The sequence below is a fragment of the Sphingobium bisphenolivorans genome (assembly GCF_000412635.1).
In the GTDB taxonomy this organism is placed as follows: domain Bacteria; phylum Pseudomonadota; class Alphaproteobacteria; order Sphingomonadales; family Sphingomonadaceae; genus Sphingobium; species Sphingobium bisphenolivorans.
The window spans coordinates 20598-39567 of the sequence record NZ_ASTG01000004.1; the positions used below are offsets into that span (position 1 = coordinate 20598).

The following is an 18970-nucleotide window of genomic DNA, read 5'->3' on the forward strand; positions in this document are numbered from 1 at the left end:
CATGGCGGCGATCCTCCTCCTCTCCCTCGACCGAATGCTGGCCGAGCGCATCGGGCAAGCCATGACGGGCCGCGCCTCGGTTGACCTCGCCCAGACGGTGGACGGCCAGACCCCCGCCCTCATCATCATCGACGCGCAGGCAATCCCGCCCGAACGCAGCCTGTCCGCCGCCATCGCCGCCGTGCGCCACGAAGCCGCCGGCCGCCCGGTCGTCATCGCCACCGACGAGCGCGACGCCGACCAGCTGCTCGCCGCCATCCGCGCAGGCGCCGACGACATCATCCCCCGCGAGGAAAGCGCCGACGTCACGCCCGTCCTCACCCGCCTGCTCAGCAGCGCCAAATCCGATCGCGAAGGCCAAGGCGGCCTCACCCTGATCCTCGGCGCGGATCGGGACGCCTGCGCGATGGTTGCGACCGACCTGGCGATCTGTCGGGGCCAGTCCCTCCTCATCGACTGCACCCTGCCCACCAGCGCCGCGCAATCCTATCTCGACCTGCGCGTCGATTACGGCCTCGCCTCCGCGCTTGCCGACCGCGACCGCCTCGACGCAAGCCTGCTCGCCAGCAGCGTCGCGCGTCACGGCCCCAGCGGCCTCATGCTCCTCACCTTCGACGGCGGCACCGGCGCGGAACCCGCCGGCATCACCCCGGCCGACTTCAACGCCCTGATCCGCCTGCTCCGCTCCCTGACCGGAGAAGTCGTGCTGAACGCCGGCAGCCTCCGCCATGGCGGCCTGCTCCGCGATGTCGTCGCCCAAGCCGACCGCGTCGAACTGCTTTGCAGCCAGTCGATCCGCGAGGTGGAGGCCTGCCGCCGCCTGCTCGACAGCATCGGCGCGGGCACCGCTCAGCTCGAGGCCATGCGCCTGCTCGTCTGGGATCATCAGCCCGGCATCCTGCTTGACCCGCGCCGCATGGCCGACGTGCTTGGCACCGGCCGCGTCCTGCCCCTCCCCACCGATCGCGTGCGGCTCCGCAATGCGCTCAACGCCGGCCGCCCGCTGGCCGTGGAAGCGGACGGCGGCGCCTATATGCAGGCGCTCCGCAAGGCCTGCGGCGTCGCCCCCGCCCGCAGAGGCATCGACCGCCTACGCGCCAAGATGATCCGCCTGGTGGAACGCGCGTCATGAGCCTGCTCACCAGCGAAGCCCCCGTTTTTGCGCACACGCAAAATGCGCCTCCTGCCCCCATAGCCCTTCCCTCCGCCCAGCGGATGAGCGACAGCTACCAGATCGCCAAGGCGCAAACCTGCACGCAGGTCATCGAGCAACTCGAGACTCTTGGCAGCAGCGCGGAGGAACTCGGCCCGGGCGCCGTCCGCGAGGAGATAGAGCGCGTCATCGCCAGCCGCAGCCGGCGCGGCCAGCTCGCCCTCAACAGCGCCGAACGGCTGCTGTTGATCGCGGATGTGGAGGACGAGGTCGCCGGCATGGGCCCTCTCGCCCCCCTGCTGCGCGATCCCGCCATCGACGACATCATCGTCAACGGCGCGCACAGCATCTATGCCGAGCGCGGCGGCCTCCTTGAAAAGGTCGAGACGCGCTTCCGCGACGACGCTCATCTCATGAACATCATCCAGCGCATCGTCGGCCCCATCGGCCGCCGCGTGGATGAGGCCAGCCCTTATGTCGATGCCCGCCTGCCCGACGGGTCGCGCGTCAACATCGTCATCCCGCCGGTCGCGCTCGACGGGCCGATGCTCTCGATCCGCAAGTTCCGCATGCAGACCATGACTATCGAGGATTGCGTCGCGCGCGACATGATGAGCGCCGACATGGCCGCCTATCTCGGCGCCGCCGTCCGCTCCCGCCTCAATCTGCTCGTTTGCGGCGGCACCGGCGCGGGCAAGACGACGCTGCTCAACATGCTTTCCACCTTCATCAGCGACCGCGAGCGGCTGATCACCATCGAAGATGCCGCCGAACTCCAGCTGCGCCAGAGCCATGTCGTGCGTCTCGAAACGCGCCCGCCCAATGTGGACGGCAGTCGCGAAGTCACCTCGCGCGAACTCGTCCGCAACGCCCTGCGCATGCGGCCCGACCGCATCATCTTAGGGGAAGTGCGCGGCGTCGAGGCGGTGGAGATGCTCCAGGCCATGTCCACCGGCCATGACGGCTCGATGGCTACCCTCCACGGCAATTCGCCCCGCGATGCCTTCGCCCGCCTCGAAATGCTTCTCGGTTTCGCCGGGATGCAGAGCGACGTGCGCGCCATCCGCCGCTTCATCGCCAACAGCGTGCATGTGGTCGTCCAGTTGCAACGCCTCTCCAACGGCAGCCGCCGCGTCATGTCGGTCAGCGAAGTGACCGGGATCGAAGGCGAGGCCTATTCCCTCAACGAACTCTTCGCCTTCCGCGAACAGCCCGCCATGTCGGGCCTGGGCGAGTTCCGCACCCTCTCCCGCTGCCCCCATTTCGCGCCCAAGCTGCGCGACTATGCACCCGGAGCAGCGCTGTGCTGAGCGGAGCCGCCTTCCTCGCCCTGTCGTTGCTGATCCTGGCCGCGATCGGCTGGCAGCTGCTGGCGGAGCGTAGCCGCGAACAGGCCCTGATCGATCGCCGCCTCGGCCTGCTCACCGCCCGCGCGCCTGTGCAACGCACCCTCGTCTCGATGCCGGAAATGATCGCCCCGCTGCTCGCGCGCGCGCAGATCGAACTTACAACGCACGCGCTGGGCCTCTTCGCCGGCGTCGTCCTGCTGATGGCAGTTGGAGCGCTGATCGTCGCCGGACCGGTGGCGGCGCTCGCCCTGCTCACCTTGCCCCCGCTCGCCTTCCTCGGCTGGACCCACCGCCGTGCGCACCAGCGCACCGAAGCTCTGATCGAGGCGCTCCCCCATTATATCGATGCCGTGCGCCAGAAGCAGGCCATCGGCAATTCGCTCGCCCAGGCGCTCGAACGCTCGCTCGCCGACTCCCCCGCCATCGTGCGCAGCTACATCGCCCCGGTCGCTCGCCGCCTTGAACTCGGCGCGCCGGTCGCCGACAGCATGCAGCTGCTCGCGGACCGCCTGAGCGTTCCTGAAATATCGATGCTCGCCGCCGCGATCCGCACCAACATCCGCTATGGCGGATCGATCACCGCCGTCCTTTCGAACCTCGCCCACATCCTGCGCGAGCGCGCCCGCATCAAGCGCGAGCTGAAGGCCGCCATCTCCGAAGCGCGCGTCAGCGGCCGCGTCCTCATCGCCATGCCGCTCGTCGCCATGGCGCTGCTGGTCGCAATGAACCCCGCCTATATCGACTTCTTCCTCCGCGACCCGCGCGGCCATAAACTCGCCCTCGTCGCGCTCGCCCTGCAAGCCACCGGCATGCTGGTCATGCGCCGCGTCATGCGGCTGACCTTCTAATGCTGATCCTCTGCATCCTGATGGTCCTGACCGGCCTCGGCTTCGCGCTGATGGGCGCGCGCCTGCTCGCCGCCAGCCAGCGCCTCGACGCCCGCCTCGGCGCCGTTACCCAGCCCCGCGCCAGCCTGCCCCTTCCCCGCCTGCTCGCCGCCACCGGCCGCGACCGCTCCGAAATCGCGGAGAAGCTGCTCCTCGCCGGCTTCTTCGACGCCAAGGCTCCCGACCGCTTCGCCACCCTGCGGCTCGCCGCCGCCATCGTTACCGCGCTCATCCTCCTCATCCTCAGTCGCTTCCTCTGGGGCGACTTCCTCGCCAGGCCGCTGCTCGTCCTGACCGGCTCCGGCCTTGTCTTCATCGTCGCGAAGCAGGCGCTGCGCATGCTCGCCGCCAGCCGCGCCCGCCGCGTCATGGCGGAGTTCCCCTTCCTCCTCGACCTCATGCTGATGATGCTGGAAAGCGGCATCTCGCTCGACCAATGTTTCCGCTCCATCGCCCGCGACGAGGGCATTGCCGTCCCCAACCACGCGCGCATGATTGCCATGCTGGTCGCCGATCTCGATCGCGGCATGCGCTACGACATAGCCCTCGACCGCTGGGCCGCGCGGGTGGCGGTCAGCGGCGCGAAGGAACTCGCCGCCCTCTTCCGCCAGGCCCTCTTTCAGGGCGTCGAACTCGCCCCGGCGGTCCGCCAATTCATCCGCGACTTCACGCAAGCCCGCGTCACTCGCGCTCGCGAAGCGATGGGCGGGATCACCGTACGCATGGTCGTGCTGATGATCCTCTTCTTCATGCCCGCCCTGTTCGTGGTGCTGGGCGGCCCGCCCGTGGTCGCGATCTTCGACACGCTGCGCGGGGTCAGCCGATGATCCGAGCAATCGCCCTCGCTCTCCTGCTCGCCTCCCCCGCCCTTGCGGCGGAAAAGGACGCGCCGACCCGCAGCCTCTACCTGCAACTCATCCATCAGGCGCGCAGCGACGGTCGCGCCCGCGCGGCACTTGCCTATCTGGACGATTTCGATCGCCGCTATCCCGGCGACGCCGACGCTCGGCTACTCCGGGTCAACAGCCTGCTCGACCTCGGCCAGATCGACGCCGCCGAAGCCGTGCCCCTGCCGCAGGAACCGAAAGGCCCCGTCGCCGCCGTCCACGGCCACCTGCTCGCCGCGCGCGGCAACTGGGCGCAGGCCGTACCCTTCTATCGCAGCGCCGCCGCCGCCAGCCCCGCCGACCCGTTGCTCCGCAACGCGCTCGGCTATGCTCAGTTGCGGGCGGGCGCCACGGCCGACGCCACCGAAAGTTTCCGCGCCGCCCTCGATCTCGCCCCGCGCGACCCGGTGATCCGCAACAACCTGCTGCTGGCCCGAACCCTCGGCGGAGAAAGCCCGGCCGTGGATGCCGCCCTGCGCCGCACGCTCCTCACCGAAGCCGCGCGCATCGCCAAAGGACATTGAAGCCATGCTCCCCCTTCTCCTCATCGGCGCCGCCGCGCCCCTAACCCAGCCGCAGCCCGACCAGGCCCGCCGCATCGTCGAATGGCAGCTGCGCGCCCCGCCGCGCACCGAAGCCGAGGCGCAACTCTCCCCTGCCGAAGCCGGCGCCATCGCCGACGCCTATCTCCGTTCTATCGGCCAGCGCCTCGACGCCCCACAGAACCGCAGGCCCGCCCCGTGAAGCTCCTTGCGGCCCTCCGCACCGACGCCCGAGCCGCTGTCGCGCCGATGGTCGCAATGCTCGGCACGGCGCTCGTCGGCGCGGCGGGATTCGCCCTCGACGGCGGCCTCTATTATGTGGGAAGCCGCGACCTGCGCGCCGTCACTGACGCCGCCGCCCTTTCCGCCGCGATGAACCCCGCCCAGGCCCTCGCCCGCGCCCGCGCCACATTGACCCGCAACGGCTACGACCCCGCGATCATCCAGTCGGTGGAGCTTGGCCGCTACTGCGCCGACGGCCGCCTCACCGCCGCCCAGCGCTTCGACCCCAGCCTCTCCCGATGCACCGGCAACGGCCAGGCGAACGCCGTGCGCGTGCGCACCCAAAAGCCCGCCAGCCGCTATTTGACCCGCGTTCTCAGCGCGGCCCTTCCCGATCTGTCCGCCACCGCCACGGCCGCGCGCATCGACGAGGCCGGGATCGGCATCACCTCTGGCATGCTCACGGTCAGCAACTCGCTCGTAAAGAGCGTCAACGACATGCTCGGCGCCCTGCTCGGCATCAAGCTAACCCTCAACTCCGCTACTATCGAAGCGCTGATGCGCAGCGACGTCGATGCAGGCCGCTTCTTCGACGCGCTCGCCCGGCGGGTCGGCGAAAGCGGCAGCTATGCCGACCTCACCGCCCGCACCGTGGGCCTCCAGGACCTGCTCCTCGCCATGGCCGAGGGCGCGGGCAATGCCCCCACCGCCGCCGCGCTGAACCTCGTCGCGGGACAAGTCAGCAACGGCTACAGCGTCCCCCTCACCGGCCTGTTCGGCCTCGGCGTCTGGAAGGACATGCCCGTCGGCGGCGCGGACGAGCAACCTGCTCTCCGCGCCGGCATCAACGCCTATCAGCTCTTCGCCTTCGCCGTTCAGTCCGGCAACGGCGCCATAGACCTGTCCGACGCCGTCAGCCTGCTCGGAGGCGGCAGCACGGTGCGCCTCGCCGGCCTCGCCACCGGGCCGATGGACCGCCCGCGCTTCTCCTTCGGCCCGGCGGGCGAAACCAGCGTCGGCACCTCCGCGCTGCGGCTGAAGCTCGACCTCGCCCTCACCGGCATCTCCGTGCTCGGCAGCCCGGTCGAGCCCCTCTCGCTGCTGATCGACATCGCCCCCGCCCGCGCAGAGGTGAGCGCCATCGCCTGTCCCGACACCGCCGAGCAGGCCCGCGATACTCGCGTCACCGCTCATGTGCAGAGCGGGCTCGTCAACGCCTATCTCGGCGTCCCGCCCGCCAACGCGATGGCACGCCCCATGCCGCCGATCAGCGCGGCCGACATCGGCCAGGCCCGCCTCGTCAACATCCTCAACCTCATCACCGTCGACGCCCGCGCCGTGGCGCAGCCGGTGATGGGCACCAGCGGCGACCTCCTCTTCGGGCCCGGCGGGCAGGGCAGCATCGGCCGGCCCGGCGCGCCCGGCACCCCCGCCAGCATCGGCAACGGATCGCAGACCGGCCCGCTGCTCACCTCGCTCATCGCCAGCCTGACCGCCGCCAACGGCCTGCAACTCAAGGTCGGCCCGCTCTGCCTGCCGCTGGTCTGCGACTCCGCGGGCGCGCGATCGATCCTGCTGGGCGCGATCACCGCGCCGGTCACTGGCCTGCTCGGCACCGCCGCCGATCCGCTGCTCGACAACCTGCTCGCCGCGCTCGGCATCCAGCTCGGCCACGCCACGCTCTGGGCGACCGGCGCGCGCTGCGGCGTGCCCGTGCTGGTCTGAGCCACCGAACCGGACGTCGGATCCCCTCCGCCGACGCCCGTTCCCACTTGGAGGGAAAAAGGAAAATGAACCATGAACTTCGTCAAACGCCTCTCCCGCCGCCTGATCCGCGACGAGCGCGGCCTGTCGGCGGTCGAATATGCCGTGCTCGGCGCGATGATCGTCGGCGCGATCGTCACCGTCGGCGGCAATTTCGAAACGCAATTGGGCGCGGCCTTCACCTCCATGTTCAACGCCATCCCGAAATAATGGCGCGTGTCGGAACAAGCCAGCGCCGCCTGCTCGCCTGCGAAGGCGGAATGGCGGCGCTGGAGTTCGCCCTGCTGGCTCCGGCGCTGCTGACCCTGATCTTTGCGATCGTCATCTATTCGCTTTATTTCTCGGCGCTGCTGGGCGTCCGCCACGCTGCGATGGAGGGTGCCCGCGCCGCGGTCGCCGGCCTTTCCACCGCCGACCGCACCGCCCTCGCGCAGAGCCGGGCAAGCGCCGTGATGGAAGCCTATGGCGCGCTGCTCGGCTCCGCCACCCCGGTCATCAGCGCCGCACCGGACGCGACCGGCACCTTCCGCGTCCGCGTCAGCCAGGACATGAGCGGCAGCGCCGTGATGCGCTACGCCGCGTTCGTGCCCCTCCCCTCGCCGACCGTCTCGGCCAGCGTGATCGTGACGAACGGCAGCTACTAAGTCGCCTGAACCCCGCCCTACACCGGCATTCATCTCCGGTTTATCCACGCTGAGTCGAGCCGAATGGAGCGACTAGCCGTTGAACTTACGCCGCCTCCCAGCGCTTAGCCGTGACCGAGTGCATCGCACCTGGACCAATGAAACATCGTTGAGGAGAGACAATCATGCGACATAAACTGATCATCGCTTCGCTCGCCGCCATGGGCATGATGGGCACCAGTGCCTTTGCCCAGACCACCACGGGCGGCGGCGTTTCCGCCTCTACCCCGGCCGGCTCGGTCGCAGGCGGCGCCACCGCCGGAACGAACGATCATGCGCGCGACAGGCAGGGCGACAAGGCCAAGCGCCACCGCCAGCATGACCGCCGTGGCGATGCCGCGACGTCCAACTCCGCCTCCACCTACGGCTCGGGCACTATCTATACCGACAAGAACAAGGCGACGGGCGGCGTGACAGCGGGCGGTTCGGCCAGCGGGACCGGCTCGCAGAGCACTTCCACTTCGATCGACGCCTATGGTTCGACCGACCGCAACGGATCGACCGGCGAGGTCTATGGCGACTCCACCGCGGATTCGACCAACCCCTCGCGTTGATCCCACCCTATGGGGACGAGTGAGTTCGTCCCCGATAGAGGCGTCATCATGGCCCCATTCATCATGATCGCCGCAGCATTGGCAGGCTCTTCCAGCGGAGGAACCTGCCAGCGAACCCATATCTTCGCCGACGGTCACGTCGAACGGTCCGTGGTCGAGGATGACGGACAAGGCGCGACCGCGACCGCTTCAGGATCGGGCGCACATGCATCATCCCATGTCTCGGCATCTTCCTCGTCCAGCAGCCGTTCGGGCACCTCGTCATCCTCCAGCGCGTCCAGCACGGCGGACGGGCAGCACCGCTCTGTCACAGTGACGCGCGGATCGGACGGATGCCGGATCGTGATCGACGAACGAGAGCAAAGGAGCGAATAATGAAGCGGATTTCCACAATTCTCATCGCCGGCGCGCTTGTGGCCGGCGCCGGCAGCGCATCGGCCCAGACGACCGCTGGCTCGCAATCCTCCACCCCCACGACCGGAAATGTGTCCGCCGGCACCTACGGTTCGGGCACCACGGACGCGAACAGCGTCGGCGTCTCGGGCGGCGGCACCGCGACGGCAGCGGACGGCGGCACCGCGACCACCGACTCCCGCGCGAAGTTCAACGAGAATATGGCTCGCCAGCGCTCCGTCGCCACCGCACGCAACGACGACGAACGCGCCCGCTCGATGACCAACACCCATGTGCGCAAGGACGGCCAGGTCCGGTCGCGCTCCATGTCGATCTACAAGGAAAAGGGCGAGAAGCCGGTGATCGACCGCCAGACTTCGGTGTCGCCGTCGAAGTGACCGGCCTGGCTGGGCGGGGCTCGGACGGGCTCCGCCTGCGCCGCGCTGGCTTGCGCATAGGCAAATCCGCCCGTGTTGAGCCTGCAGGCCGCCTTCTTCTCCCCTTGCTCGCAGGGAGGGGAAGAAGCTCTTGACGCGGCATCACGCTCTCCTTTCCGAGCGCGAAAGACGAGAAAGCCGGACCGCGGATCGCGTCCCGGGTGACGGTGAACCAGAGGTAGAGTGACCTCGGTACCATCCACCGCATCGCCTCACTCTTCCCCTCGCGCCGCCAGCACCACCGCACGCAGCCCACGCAACACCTCCTCCACCTCCGCATCGCCTGCGATGGCAAGGTCCACCGCCAGCCCGCCATTCTTCCCCGGCCGCACTCGCCCGACCTGCGTCCCGCCCGCCATCACCGGCAAGCCCCGCCCCTGGTCCGCCACCGACAGCACCGCCGCATCGCGCAGCCGCGCGAGCACCGTCGCCGGCGGGATCATCCGCCTGCCGCTGCGCGCCCTGGCCTGCTGCTCTTCCCCGATCCGGAGCGCCTCCGCGATCACTTGCGCCCGCTGCTCGTCCCGCCGCAGCAGTGGCGTCAGCAGTTCGGAATAGCGCACCCGCAACTCGTCGCGGCAGGCGAAGGCATTCACCACCTCCTCGGGCAGTTGCGCCAGCGCCAGCAGGCGGCTCAGCTGGCTGTTCGACAGGTTGAGCGCCTCGGCCATGCGCGACTGTACCCCACCATAGAAGCGGTCCACCGCCTGCTGATAGCTGCGCGCCCGGTCGAGTTCGCTGATGTCGACGCGCTCCCTGTTCTCGATGTCAGCGAGGCGGAAGGCTTCCTCATCCGACAGGTCCACCAGCAGCGCGCTCAGCCTGATCTCTGGCCGACCATTATGGTTCAGCCAATCGACGCAGAAGCGGCGGCGGCTGCCGACCAGCAGTTGATAGGGCTGATCCGTGCCCAGCGGATTGGCGCGCACCAGGACGGGGATGCGGTTACCGCCCTCCTGGCGGATGGACTCGATCAGCGACCGGCAACTGTCCGCCGTCAGCCCCGGCTGGTCGCGCGGATTGCCGTCCCACACCGCACACTCGCCCGGCTGGATCGAGATCGTCCGCCGCGCGTCCGCGCCCTCATCGGCAAAGCGCGCCAACCGCTCGTCCAGCCGGCTCAGCGCCGCCTGTTGAACCGGGTCGGGCGCGGCAGGCCCCGCTTCGGGGGTCAGTGCCGCCAGCATCTCCCGAATAAAGCCCGCCATCGCTCGCTCCCTTTTGCGTATCCGCAACGCGCATAGCCGATCCTCGCAGCCGGGCGTCCGCAACCACGTCCGTTTCGGTCAGAATCGCCGGCTGAGCGTCAGGGTCGCGGCATCAACATGCCGGTCCGTCGCGAGTTCGCCGTCATAGCCGATGCGGAAGCTGGTACGGCTGCTCGCCGTCGCGCTGAGGGCCGCGCTCAGCAGCGCAGCGTTGCGGGCAAGCCGTGTCGGCTGCAGCGCAAAGACCGGCAGCCCACCGCTCGCCAGCCGCGCCTCGATCCGGCTCTGCGGGCGGCTGCTCAATTCCCGCTGCCATAGCGCCTCAATGGTGGGCCGCAGCGTCCATCGCCCCGCCGACAGATTGGCGCTCGCCCGCGCGCCGATCGCCCCGCGCAGCGACCGGTTACGGTAATCGGCGAGCTGCAACGCCGCCGCGCCACCATTTTCGACGAAGCCCGCTACATCGGCATAGCGATGGTGCAGCCCGGCAAAGGGTTGCAGCCGCACCGCGCCGGCGCGCAACATCGCGCCCGCCTCCCCGCTTACCGCCCAGCCGTCGCCATCGGTGGGCGCGATCATGCGGTCGGTGAAGCCACTCCAGCGCAGCTGCCGGCGCAGCTTATATTCGGCGAAATTATAAGCGGCCGTCGCATCGATATAGAAGCGCCCGTCGCTATAGCTGGCATAGCCGCCGATGCTGCTGTTGAACTGGGTGATGCGCGGGCGCTGCGCCCGGTCGAGCCGCGCGTCGATCCCGTCGATGCCCAGCGTCGCGCCGACGATCAGCTTGGGCACCGGCTTCACGTCGATGGCGAAGCGCAGCGAGCGGCTGTCCGAATCCGCTTCCGGCCGATCGGTCCGCGCCTCGTACCGCGCCTGCTTCACGCCGCCGGTCAGCATCATCGTAATCCTGCCCTCGCCACGGGTCGGCACCGTCGCGGGCGCGTCCAGCGCGATGCTGCGCCGCTCGGCCAGATAGGCGCGTATCTGCCGGTCAGCTGCATCCATGGACTGGATCGCCAGGCGCGGCAGCAGCGTATAGCTGCGGGGGGAAAGCTGCCCCAGCGCGTCCGCCCGCCCCGCCGCCGTCGGCAAAGCGTCAATGGAACTCAGCATGGCCGCGCGTTCGCCGCCACTCGTGCCTGCGTCCAGCATGGCGCCGACCGCCGCTTCGCCCGGTGTCGATGCATAGGGCGTATAAGGCGCGGCCTGCGCGCCCGCCCCGGCCATCAACAGCGCAGCGCCAACAGCCAGCGGCCTGAACGAACATGAAAACTTCACAACTATCCCCTTTTCCAGATTTTGCGTGCACGCAAAGCAGCACGGGCTAACTGCCCACCGGCGCCGTTTCATATGCGTTATGAGCTTGTCGTCGGCGGCGCTCGTGAAAGCCTGGCGAAGGCAGGAAAGCCTCCACCCGCGCTATCCTTCCGCCCCGCCGATCAGCGCTGGGCCGGCCGATGCCGCTGCCACTCATGCCGAAGGGCCGCTCCGCCAGCGCGAGTTGCAGATGCGCGGCCGCATCGATCCCGGTGACGATGACCAGCGGGCTGATCGTCCTTGCCAGCGCGACCAGATGGCGCACCTGCCCGCCATCGCCCGTCAACTGGCCGGCCGTGCGCATGAAGGCGCTGTGCAGCTTGATCATGTCGGGCGAGAGCGTCTGCAGGTCGCGGATCGAGGCATAGCCGCAGCCGAAGCCCGCTACCGCGACCCGGACGCCCGTGGCGCGCAGAGCCGCGACGAAGGCCTGGGCGTCGGCCAGCGAGGCGATGCGGCCATTCTCGACAATCTCCACGATCAGGCGGCGCGCTACGTCGCCTTGCCTCGTCAGCCGCGCGAACAGATCGGTCCAACCGAGCGCGCGGCCATGCAGGTTCAGCGACAGACTGCGCGCGGAAATAGGCAGCGACAGCACCGCAGCCGGGTCGCGTTCCAGCTCATCCAGCACGGCGGACAGCAGCATGCGGTCAGCGACCGGCGCTAGGCCGATGCGGCTGAGCGCGGCATAGGCTTCGGCGCCATCCATCGGCTCCCCTCGCCGGCCGACCACGCGCAGCAGCGCCTCATGATGCAGCACGGCCCCGCGATCCCCCGCCGCAACGACCGGCTGCCAGGCGAAGCGGACCCCGCCTTGCCGCGCCCGCTCCACCAACAGCGCGGCCTGCGCCATATCCTCGCGATACAGCGCCACGCCGGTCGCGCAGCGCCGGGCGAGCGACTCCTGCGGCTGGATCGCCGCCGCCAGCGTGGCGCGAGCATTGCGCATGATTTCGTCGGCTGCTGCCAACCCTCCGGGCACGCCATAGCCTGCCGAGAGGGACAATAATATGTCCTGCCCCCCATGGTGGAAGGGCATGGCCGCGAGCGCGGCGCAGAGCCGATCGACCTCAGCGGCCATCGGAAAACTCTTCAGCGGATAATGGGCGAGCAGCAACTCTATCTCGTCGCGCTCGACATGGGCCTTGGCGGGCGCGGGCAGTTCCGCCCGCAGCGCACCGCACAGATGATCCATCGCCGCTGCTGCCGCCGCATCCCCATAGGCCGCGCTGACCGCTGCATAATTATTCAAGCGAACCATCAGCAGGCAGTGCGCCTGCCCCGGTCTGTCTCCATTCACCGGCGCGTCCTTTCCTGGCAATCTGCGATGCCGGTTTGAGGAGGCAGTGCGCCACCGCCTCCTCGCCCCCCGGTTCCCTTCCCAGGGTCAAGAGAAGGGACCGTCACGCAGGCCCGGCGCCCATGAGGCACGCGCCGGCCCTGCACTCTTCGTCAGCGGCCGCTGCCCAGCAGCCCGCCGAGCAATCCGGTGACCGGAGCCGTGACATCGCCGGTCGTTCCGCCGCCGCCCAAGGCTGCACCCAGGATGCCCGTCACGGGCGCCAACGGTGATCCACCCTCTCCGCCCGGGACGGCGGGAACGAGCGAGTTGACCGTGTCGAGCAACGGCGCCGTCACGCCATCCACGGTGCTGGTGACCGCCGCGGCGATGGGCGCGACGGCGCTGGTCACCTGACCCACGACCGTCCCCGCTTCCGGGCCAAGCAGCGCGCCGGCCGTGGTGACGACCGGTTGCAGGCCAGCCTGCACGCCAGCCGTGGTGGTGGGCAGCGCGACATCGACCAGATTGCCCTGTGTCAGCACATCGACCGTAGCGAGCTGGCCTGAAGCCGTGCCAGCCCCCGGCAGCAGGTTCACGCCCACCAGCGTGTCCGTGGTCGACGGGCCGGTGAGCGAGGTGCCGGCGACATCCGCCCCGACAAGCGTTCCGCCGAGCAGCCCGCCCGCTTCACCGCCAAGCCCGCCAGCGACAGTCTCTACCAAGCCCGTCACCGGCGCGGTAAGCGGCAAGAGCGCCCCGTTGACCGTGTCGAGCAGTGGCGAGGCGACCTGATCGACTGCCGTGGTGACGGTGGACAGCGTCGGAGCGAGCCCATCCGTCAGTTGAGTGACCGCACTGCCGGCGGCCTCGCCGAGCAAGGTGCCGGCCAGCGGTCCCACCGGCGCCAGCCCCTGCTGCACCGCCGTCGGGCTGGTCGCCAGACTGATGTCGGCCACGGTTCCGTCGCCGGTCAGCAACTGCACGGTTCCGAGTTGGCCTTCAGCGGTCGCGCCGCCGGGCAGGATGTTGACGCCGACCAGCGTGCCGGGGCCAGTGGGACCCAGCAGCGGTTGGCCGCCGACATTCGCGCCGATCAGCGATCCGCTGCCGGCGGGACCGGTCGGACTGGTGGGACCGGTCGGTCCGGCCGGGCCGCTGGGACCTGCGGGCCCGCTGGGGCCGCCAGGACCGGTAGGTCCACCCGGCCCGGTGGGACCTCCGGGACCGGCCGGTCCTGTCGGACCATCCGAACCGCCGGGGCCAGTCGGCCCGCCAGGACCAGTGGGTCCGCTAGGCCCGCTCGGACCGCTCGGACCGCTGGGACCGTCAGCACCGCCCGGTTCGGTGGGGCCAGTGGGACCGCTGGGGCTGGAGGGACCCGTCGGACCATTGGGAGCTGACGGACCGGAAGGCCCGCTCGGCCCGGACGGGTTCTGCCCGCCGCCTGCGCCGACGTCGAAGCCGACACCGTCCGCACAAGCGCTCAAAAGAAATAGAGGAACCGCCGTGGCGCAGAGCAGGCGGCGCCTTCCTGACCGGAACGATCCGTGACCTGGCATATCTGAACTCCCTGTTGTTCTGCGATCTGCTCGCAACAGGGCAAGGCTAGGCGGCGAAGGGTTTACAGGCTCGTCAAGAAGAAACCGGTCTGGATCGAAGAGGCCCGGGCGGCTCGCCGGGAGCGCCAGCAGGGTTGAAAATGGGAGAAAGAGACACGCAAATCGCGGCCGGACATACGCAAGAGCCCGTGAAATGGGCCTTTCCTTGCCACTGCCATGCCGATGACGGGGAAAGGACGGCCAAGGACGCGCAATTGCCCCCAGCGCGGGATCGGTCCATTCTGGCCCATTATCCCACCGAGCCTTCCGCTCTTACCGCCACCGCGGCCCCTCTACCCAGGTCACGAGGCTGCGTCTCACCCCCTTGGTCACGGCCGTGACGCGATGCTGGAGGAAGGAGGGGAAGATCAGCATGCTCCCGCGCGGGAGGAAGCTTGCGCCCGGCTGCTGGACAGAGAAAAATTCAAAGGCACCGCCTTCATAATCGTCAGGCTGCGACAATTGCACGACGACTGACAGCTTGCGGTCGAATGGCCGGGATGACTCCAGCCAGACATCCTGATGCCAGTCATATTTGCCCTGAGCGGTGCCCCAATATTCGGTATATTGCAGTTCGAACGGCGCGACGATGTCCGTGCCGAAATTGGTGCGGTTCGACGAGTGCACGAATTGCATCAGCCGATCGACGACATCCTTGTCGCGATAGGCGTCGAGCCAGGCGATGGTCGATGAACGATAGCTCCCGTCCCTGCGTGCGCCCTTGTCGAAGCCGACGGTCGCCGATTGCGGCGTGCCTTGCGCCGCCCGCTTGATGATCGCATCGCATTCGGCCTGCGTCAGCGCGGACGGCCAAACCTCCCACACGTTGTTCATAGCTGTTCCTTGATGTTGCGAGGGCGCAAAAGCTCAGAAGGAGCGCCCAAGGCCGAAGAAGAAGCGCGCCTTGCGGCTGTAGCGTTCGCCCGGCCGCTTTATCGGGATGGCGGCTTCGGCGCTCAGCCGCCAGTCGGCGCCCAGCCCCAGCCGCACGCCGCCGCCAGCGGAGGCGAGCGAAAAGTCCTGCGCCGCGAGCCGGCAATAGGGACGGGCCGTGGCGCGGGCTGCCGCTCCATCGACATAGGCAAAGAGCGCGCTGTTCTTGAGCAGCGGCGACTTGGGCCGTAATGTCCAGGCCAGTTCCGCGCTGCCCGCGACCGCCTGCTCGGCGGTGAGCGTGCCGACGCGGAACGCCATGCCCGCCCCCCTTCCCCCCAAGGGAAAGCGCTCCGTCACCGGCAGCCGGTCGCCTGAATATTGTCCCTTGACGCTTGCCTTCAGCGTCAGCCGCTTGCTCAGGCTTTCCACCGCCACCGCCTGCACATTGACCTTGGTGAAGCCGGTTTCGGAAAAGCCGGTGAAGGGCCGCGCGCCGAGAGCGTCCAGACCCTGGCTGACCACCGCTGAGAGCGCGTGACCGCTGCTTGCCTCAACCCGCGACCAGGACAGGCCGACGCGCACCGCGCGCGAGCGGTAATCGCCGAACCGGGTGTCGAGATAATAATTGTCGCTGTCGATGCCATCCAGCGATGCGCTGACGGACAGGTTCGTGCGATACGATCGCACGACCGGATAGGCGATCGTCGCGCCGGCCAGCGTCGCCTCCCCTTCGCTGCGGCTGTCGCGTGATCGCGTGCGCATATACGCGCCGTTGGCGGTTAGGGTCATGCCGTCGCTGCCGATCGGCGTGCTGTGGCTCAACGAATAAAAGCGGTAGCGGTCGGGATAGAAGGGCAGATAGCCCGACAGCCGCGTGCTGTCGCCTTCCCGGGCGATGCCGTTCAGCGTGACGGCCAATTGCGCCTGTACGCCCTGCACGACATTGTCGACGCCGCTATTGTCGATCGTTACGCGGATCCGCAGCTGCCTGCGCGCGATGAGGAGGTCCAGCACCAGGTCGCCGGGCGCGCCCTGCTGGCGCATCTGGGCGGTAACGGTCTGTCCCGGAATGTCGCGCAGCAGGGACAGCGTCCGCTCCAGCACGCTCCTGCGCAGAGGTGCTTCGCGCATGAGCCGCCGCATATGCGCGGCGATGAGGCGCGCGGGCATGCTGGGCGACATGCCGCTCAGGCGATAGTCGCGCACGCGGCCCTCTACGATGCGCACGGTCAGGACGCCGCCCGCCGGCACCTGCGGCGGGATGGAGACGGCATAATAGGCTATGTCGCTCCGGCGATAGGCTTCCGAGATGGCCCGACCGACACCCTGCAAGGTTTCACGGCTCAGCGGCAGGCCGACAAAGGCGGCCGTCGCCGCGTCGAGTTGCGCGACCGGCAGGCTCGCCCCCTCATAGCGAAGCCGGACCAGGCGAGTGGCGGCGGCAGGCGATATCGTCAGCGCTGGCGGCGCGGCTGGTGCCGGACTCGTGGAGGGTGGCGGCGCGATCCGGGGCTCAACACGATCGGTCCGCTCCCGCTCGATGATCGGCGCGCTCCCCGCCTCCTGCGCGCGGGCGGAGCCAGCATAGAGCAGCGCGATGCCCAGCAGCAGGCAGATGCTGAGCATCATAAACAGGCCCGCGCTGACCCATGCCGTCGACCCGCCCTTATCCGCCTTCATCGCCCCGCGTCACCCTCGGCGGCCGGACTGGCGCCTTTGGTAGCAGGATGGGGGCAAAGGTCTGAACGATCATCTGCATTTGCCGCCAGAACGGTGTTTTCAGCCCGGCGGGCCGCCCCCACGGATGGGGGAATGAAACCGGCACAGGCGCTGCAAGGCGCTGCAAGGCGTTCCCGGGCTATTCAACGGTCGCGAAGATTTTGCGCCGGTTCGGGGGAATCGATCGAAGTCATCGCTCGCCGCCAGCCGTCCCGCGCGCGTTCGGGCCAGCCTCTCGCTCAAAATGGCCGAAGAAAAAGCCTATTGAGACTAATTTACGCCCAATATAAGCCCGTAGGCGCCCGCAAGGGACTAGTTGAGCGCGCCCGGACAGGTTAAGACGTCCGTCCACGAAAGGGAGATCCATATGAACAACACCGAACTCGCTGAAACGCTGGCAGCCGAACATGGCCTGACCAAGGCCGACGCCCGCAAATATGTGGATGGCGTTTTCTCGGCGATCGCCGGCGCCGCCGCGAAGGGCAGCGAAATTTCTCTGAACGGCTTTGGCAAGTTCAAGGTGAAGGATCAGCCCGCTCGTGAAGGCCGCAATCCTTCGACCGGCGCCGTGATCCAGATCGCTGCCTCCAAGAAGCTGACCTTCACGCCCGCCAAGGCGGTTAAGGATCAGCTGAACGGCTGACACGCTGAAGATAGCGCGCGCCTGATCGTCTTCGACGCGGCGCGCGTCGTCCTTTCCGACCCGCCGGGGTCTTCGCCGCCTGCCCTGCCCGCACTTGCCGCCGGGGCCGCCGCGATCCGGCAATCCCGCTTGGACATCCCGAGGGCGCGCTGCGCCGCAATGTCGATTGCGCGAAATGCAATCGCCACTCCAGTCATCGCAGTTGCACAGCTCGCCTCGGCGAGGCAATTGCCGCCTGCCTTTCAGGCATCCTCTCCTAACTCATAAGGCCGGTCGCAAGATCGGCCTTTTTTTTGGCATCATGTTCATCCTGATCTTGCGGCCGATGAAGCTGCGGCACGATCTGAAAAGGACGGCGGATGAAGAAAGTGCCGGACGATGATGTTATGACCTCAACCAGAGCAGTTGCGTTTTCATGAACCCGCCAGCATCGCCAGTCGTTCAACAATGCGGCACCATTCTTTGTCTGGATTAAGCCTTTGACATTTACATTTCGTCCAAAACCGCGCAAAAGGCTGCACCCGCGGCCAAAAAAATGGGGAAATGGCGTCAATGTCCGAGAACAACCAGATCGACATCACAACGCTCACCGTCCAGCTGTTGAGCGCCTTTGTCTCCAACAATTCGGTGCCTAGCGAAAATCTCGCTGAACTGATCCGTACCACACGCTCGGCCTTGACGGAGGAACCGACCGCCAGAGCTGCCGAAGCGGCCTCCCCGACTTACACACCGGCTGTATCCGTCCGCAAAAGCTTGTCCTCGCCCGATCATATCCTCAGCATGATTGACGGCAAGCCCTACAAGACGCTGAAGCGGCACCTGGCAACACACGGCTTGACGGGCGAAGAATATCGCGAGCGCTATAATCTTCCCAAATCCTATCCCCTGGTCGCGCCCACCTATTCGGAAGCGCGCCGCGCGGTAGCCACAAAACTGGGTCTGGGGCGCAAGACGCCGGAAACCAAGTCATCCGAGGCGAAGCCCGCGACGGAGGCAGCGCCTGCGCCCAAGGTTCCGGCGGCCAAGTCTGCGCCCGCCAAATCCGCATCGGCAAAGCCCGCTGTGGCGAAGGCTGCGCCCGCTCCCAAGCCGGTCGATGCTGCCGCACCTGGGACCGCCGCTCCCGAAGCTGCGCCGGCCAAGGCCGCTCCTTCGCGCAAACGCCTGTCGATCGCCTCTCCCGCCGAGGGCAAGGAGAAGAGTGCACCAAAGGCTGCAAAGCCGGCTGCTGCATCAGGCGACAAGAAGGCCGCCGCCCCCAAGGCCGCGAAGAAAAAGCCCGCGCCCAAGGCCGATGTGAAAGCCGAGCCTTCGGACAAGCCAGTATCGGCCTGAGCCACGCATCAACGGAATAGACGGGACACCCCGGCCGGACGGTTATCCGGCCGGGGTTTTCTTATGCTCACCGGATTTCGCATGCGAGTTATATTATACCAACATGCATTGATCACGA

At 68.2% G+C, this 18970-nt stretch carries 20 protein-coding genes; 13 read left to right on the plus strand and 7 right to left on the minus strand.

Features of this window, described 5'->3' with window-relative positions:
- The first annotated feature begins 1 nt into the window (after position 1).
- The 10 genes from L858_RS0104020 to L858_RS0104065 all read left to right on the plus strand — a co-directional run bounded on the left by L858_RS0104020 (position 2) and on the right by L858_RS0104065 (position 8041).
- A complete protein-coding gene (locus tag L858_RS0104020; protein WP_022681860.1) occupies positions 2 to 1132 on the plus strand; it encodes a CpaE/TadZ family protein in 1131 nt (376 codons plus the stop codon).
- Positions 1129 to 2463, plus strand: coding sequence for a TadA family conjugal transfer-associated ATPase (locus tag L858_RS0104025; protein WP_022681861.1), 1335 nt, complete (start codon positions 1129 to 1131; stop codon positions 2461 to 2463). Before L858_RS0104020 ends, L858_RS0104025 begins: the two co-directional genes overlap by 4 nt.
- Positions 2457 to 3350 (plus strand): type II secretion system F family protein, encoded by an 894-nt coding sequence (locus L858_RS0104030; RefSeq protein ID WP_022681862.1) that lies wholly within the window; start codon positions 2457 to 2459, stop codon positions 3348 to 3350. The genes L858_RS0104025 and L858_RS0104030 overlap by 7 nt, the downstream gene beginning before the upstream one ends.
- Positions 3350 to 4216 carry a type II secretion system F family protein gene (locus L858_RS0104035; RefSeq protein WP_022681863.1) on the plus strand — a complete coding sequence of 289 codons (867 nt, stop codon included), beginning with the start codon at positions 3350 to 3352 and terminating at the stop codon, positions 4214 to 4216. Before L858_RS0104030 ends, L858_RS0104035 begins: the two co-directional genes overlap by 1 nt.
- On the plus strand, positions 4213 to 4800 hold the full coding sequence (locus L858_RS0104040; protein ID WP_022681864.1) for a tetratricopeptide repeat protein: 588 nt from the start codon (positions 4213 to 4215) through the stop codon (positions 4798 to 4800). The genes L858_RS0104035 and L858_RS0104040 overlap by 4 nt, the downstream gene beginning before the upstream one ends.
- Before the next feature lie 4 nt (positions 4801 to 4804).
- Entirely contained in the window at positions 4805 to 5020 is a 216-nt protein-coding gene (locus L858_RS0104045; protein ID WP_022681865.1) for a hypothetical protein, read from the plus strand.
- Positions 5017 to 6765, plus strand: coding sequence for a TadG family pilus assembly protein (locus L858_RS0104050; RefSeq protein WP_022681866.1), 1749 nt, complete (start codon positions 5017 to 5019; stop codon positions 6763 to 6765). The genes L858_RS0104045 and L858_RS0104050 overlap by 4 nt, the downstream gene beginning before the upstream one ends.
- Positions 6766 to 6837: 72 nt before the next feature.
- Positions 6838 to 7014: a Flp family type IVb pilin gene (locus L858_RS0104055; protein WP_022681867.1), complete on the plus strand. Its 177-nt coding sequence runs from the start codon at positions 6838 to 6840 to the stop codon at positions 7012 to 7014.
- The gene (locus tag L858_RS0104060) at positions 7014 to 7448 is read left to right on the plus strand and encodes a TadE/TadG family type IV pilus assembly protein (protein WP_022681868.1); all 435 of its coding nucleotides are present in this window, start codon (positions 7014 to 7016) and stop codon (positions 7446 to 7448) included. Before L858_RS0104055 ends, L858_RS0104060 begins: the two co-directional genes overlap by 1 nt.
- Positions 7449 to 7612: 164 nt before the next feature.
- Positions 7613 to 8041 (plus strand): hypothetical protein, encoded by a 429-nt coding sequence (locus L858_RS0104065; RefSeq protein ID WP_022681869.1) that lies wholly within the window; start codon positions 7613 to 7615, stop codon positions 8039 to 8041.
- 134 nt (positions 8042 to 8175) lie between these two features.
- On the opposite strand, the gene L858_RS21910 is transcribed toward L858_RS0104065, so the two are convergent.
- Positions 8176 to 8352, minus strand: coding sequence for a hypothetical protein (locus L858_RS21910; RefSeq protein WP_193742846.1), 177 nt, complete (start codon positions 8350 to 8352; stop codon positions 8176 to 8178).
- A gap of 63 nt (positions 8353 to 8415) precedes the next feature.
- Between L858_RS21910 and L858_RS0104075 the strand changes: the two genes are divergently transcribed.
- Positions 8416 to 8832 (plus strand): invasion associated locus B family protein, encoded by a 417-nt coding sequence (locus L858_RS0104075; protein ID WP_022681871.1) that lies wholly within the window; start codon positions 8416 to 8418, stop codon positions 8830 to 8832.
- A gap of 251 nt (positions 8833 to 9083) precedes the next feature.
- Here the strand turns inward: L858_RS0104075 and L858_RS0104080 are convergent, their stop codons facing one another.
- The 6 genes from L858_RS0104080 to L858_RS0104105 all read right to left on the minus strand — a co-directional run bounded on the left by L858_RS0104080 (position 9084) and on the right by L858_RS0104105 (position 16835).
- Complete coding sequence (locus L858_RS0104080) at positions 9084 to 10079, minus strand: ParB/RepB/Spo0J family partition protein (RefSeq protein ID WP_022681872.1); 996 nt, start codon at positions 10077 to 10079, stop codon at positions 9084 to 9086.
- Positions 10080 to 10157: 78 nt separating this feature from the next.
- Positions 10158 to 11360, minus strand: a complete 1203-nt coding sequence (locus L858_RS0104085; RefSeq protein ID WP_022681873.1) for an autotransporter outer membrane beta-barrel domain-containing protein — start codon at positions 11358 to 11360, stop codon at positions 10158 to 10160.
- Between the two features lie 46 nt (positions 11361 to 11406).
- Positions 11407 to 12660, minus strand: coding sequence for an EAL domain-containing protein (locus tag L858_RS0104090; protein ID WP_022681874.1), 1254 nt, complete (start codon positions 12658 to 12660; stop codon positions 11407 to 11409).
- A 191-nt stretch (positions 12661 to 12851) separates the two neighbouring features.
- Positions 12852 to 14240, minus strand: coding sequence for a hypothetical protein (locus L858_RS22185; RefSeq protein WP_028055797.1), 1389 nt, complete (start codon positions 14238 to 14240; stop codon positions 12852 to 12854).
- Between the two features lie 312 nt (positions 14241 to 14552).
- Positions 14553 to 15113, minus strand: a complete 561-nt coding sequence (locus L858_RS0104100) for a 2OG-Fe(II) oxygenase (protein WP_022681876.1) — start codon at positions 15111 to 15113, stop codon at positions 14553 to 14555.
- 33 nt (positions 15114 to 15146) lie between these two features.
- Positions 15147 to 16835 carry a ShlB/FhaC/HecB family hemolysin secretion/activation protein gene (locus tag L858_RS0104105; RefSeq protein ID WP_022681877.1) on the minus strand — a complete coding sequence of 563 codons (1689 nt, stop codon included), beginning with the start codon at positions 16833 to 16835 and terminating at the stop codon, positions 15147 to 15149.
- Between the two features lie 406 nt (positions 16836 to 17241).
- Here L858_RS0104105 and L858_RS0104110 point away from each other — a divergent pair, with 406 nt between their 5' ends.
- Both L858_RS0104110 and L858_RS19650 read left to right on the plus strand, forming a co-directional pair.
- Positions 17242 to 17517: an HU family DNA-binding protein gene (locus tag L858_RS0104110; RefSeq protein WP_022681878.1), complete on the plus strand. Its 276-nt coding sequence runs from the start codon at positions 17242 to 17244 to the stop codon at positions 17515 to 17517.
- Positions 17518 to 18069: 552 nt separating this feature from the next.
- Positions 18070 to 18852, plus strand: coding sequence for a Ros/MucR family transcriptional regulator (locus L858_RS19650; RefSeq protein WP_022681880.1), 783 nt, complete (start codon positions 18070 to 18072; stop codon positions 18850 to 18852).
- Positions 18853 to 18970 lie beyond the last annotated feature (118 nt).

What these genes read in the sequence shown, in the direction of transcription:
- L858_RS0104090 (WP_022681874.1), bottom strand. Translation starts at nt 12,660, where the DNA reads ATGGTTCGCTTGAATAATTATGCAGCGGTCAGCGCGGCCTATGGGGAT.
- L858_RS0104080 (WP_022681872.1), bottom strand. Translation starts at nt 10,079, where the DNA reads ATGGCGGGCTTTATTCGGGAGATGCTGGCGGCACTGACCCCCGAAGCG.
- L858_RS0104055 (WP_022681867.1), top strand. Translation starts at nt 6,838, where the DNA reads ATGAACTTCGTCAAACGCCTCTCCCGCCGCCTGATCCGCGACGAGCGC.
- L858_RS0104100 (WP_022681876.1), bottom strand. Translation starts at nt 15,113, where the DNA reads ATGAACAACGTGTGGGAGGTTTGGCCGTCCGCGCTGACGCAGGCCGAA.
- L858_RS0104025 (WP_022681861.1), top strand. Translation starts at nt 1,129, where the DNA reads ATGAGCCTGCTCACCAGCGAAGCCCCCGTTTTTGCGCACACGCAAAAT.
- L858_RS0104065 (WP_022681869.1), top strand. Translation starts at nt 7,613, where the DNA reads ATGCGACATAAACTGATCATCGCTTCGCTCGCCGCCATGGGCATGATG.
- L858_RS19650 (WP_022681880.1), top strand. Translation starts at nt 18,070, where the DNA reads ATGTCCGAGAACAACCAGATCGACATCACAACGCTCACCGTCCAGCTG.
- L858_RS22185 (WP_028055797.1), bottom strand. Translation starts at nt 14,240, where the DNA reads ATGCCAGGTCACGGATCGTTCCGGTCAGGAAGGCGCCGCCTGCTCTGC.
- L858_RS0104060 (WP_022681868.1), top strand. Translation starts at nt 7,014, where the DNA reads ATGGCGCGTGTCGGAACAAGCCAGCGCCGCCTGCTCGCCTGCGAAGGC.
- L858_RS0104045 (WP_022681865.1), top strand. Translation starts at nt 4,805, where the DNA reads ATGCTCCCCCTTCTCCTCATCGGCGCCGCCGCGCCCCTAACCCAGCCG.
- L858_RS0104020 (WP_022681860.1), top strand. Translation starts at nt 2, where the DNA reads ATGGCGGCGATCCTCCTCCTCTCCCTCGACCGAATGCTGGCCGAGCGC.
- L858_RS0104110 (WP_022681878.1), top strand. Translation starts at nt 17,242, where the DNA reads ATGAACAACACCGAACTCGCTGAAACGCTGGCAGCCGAACATGGCCTG.
- L858_RS0104105 (WP_022681877.1), bottom strand. Translation starts at nt 16,835, where the DNA reads ATGAAGGCGGATAAGGGCGGGTCGACGGCATGGGTCAGCGCGGGCCTG.
- L858_RS0104040 (WP_022681864.1), top strand. Translation starts at nt 4,213, where the DNA reads ATGATCCGAGCAATCGCCCTCGCTCTCCTGCTCGCCTCCCCCGCCCTT.
- L858_RS0104075 (WP_022681871.1), top strand. Translation starts at nt 8,416, where the DNA reads ATGAAGCGGATTTCCACAATTCTCATCGCCGGCGCGCTTGTGGCCGGC.
- L858_RS0104035 (WP_022681863.1), top strand. Translation starts at nt 3,350, where the DNA reads ATGCTGATCCTCTGCATCCTGATGGTCCTGACCGGCCTCGGCTTCGCG.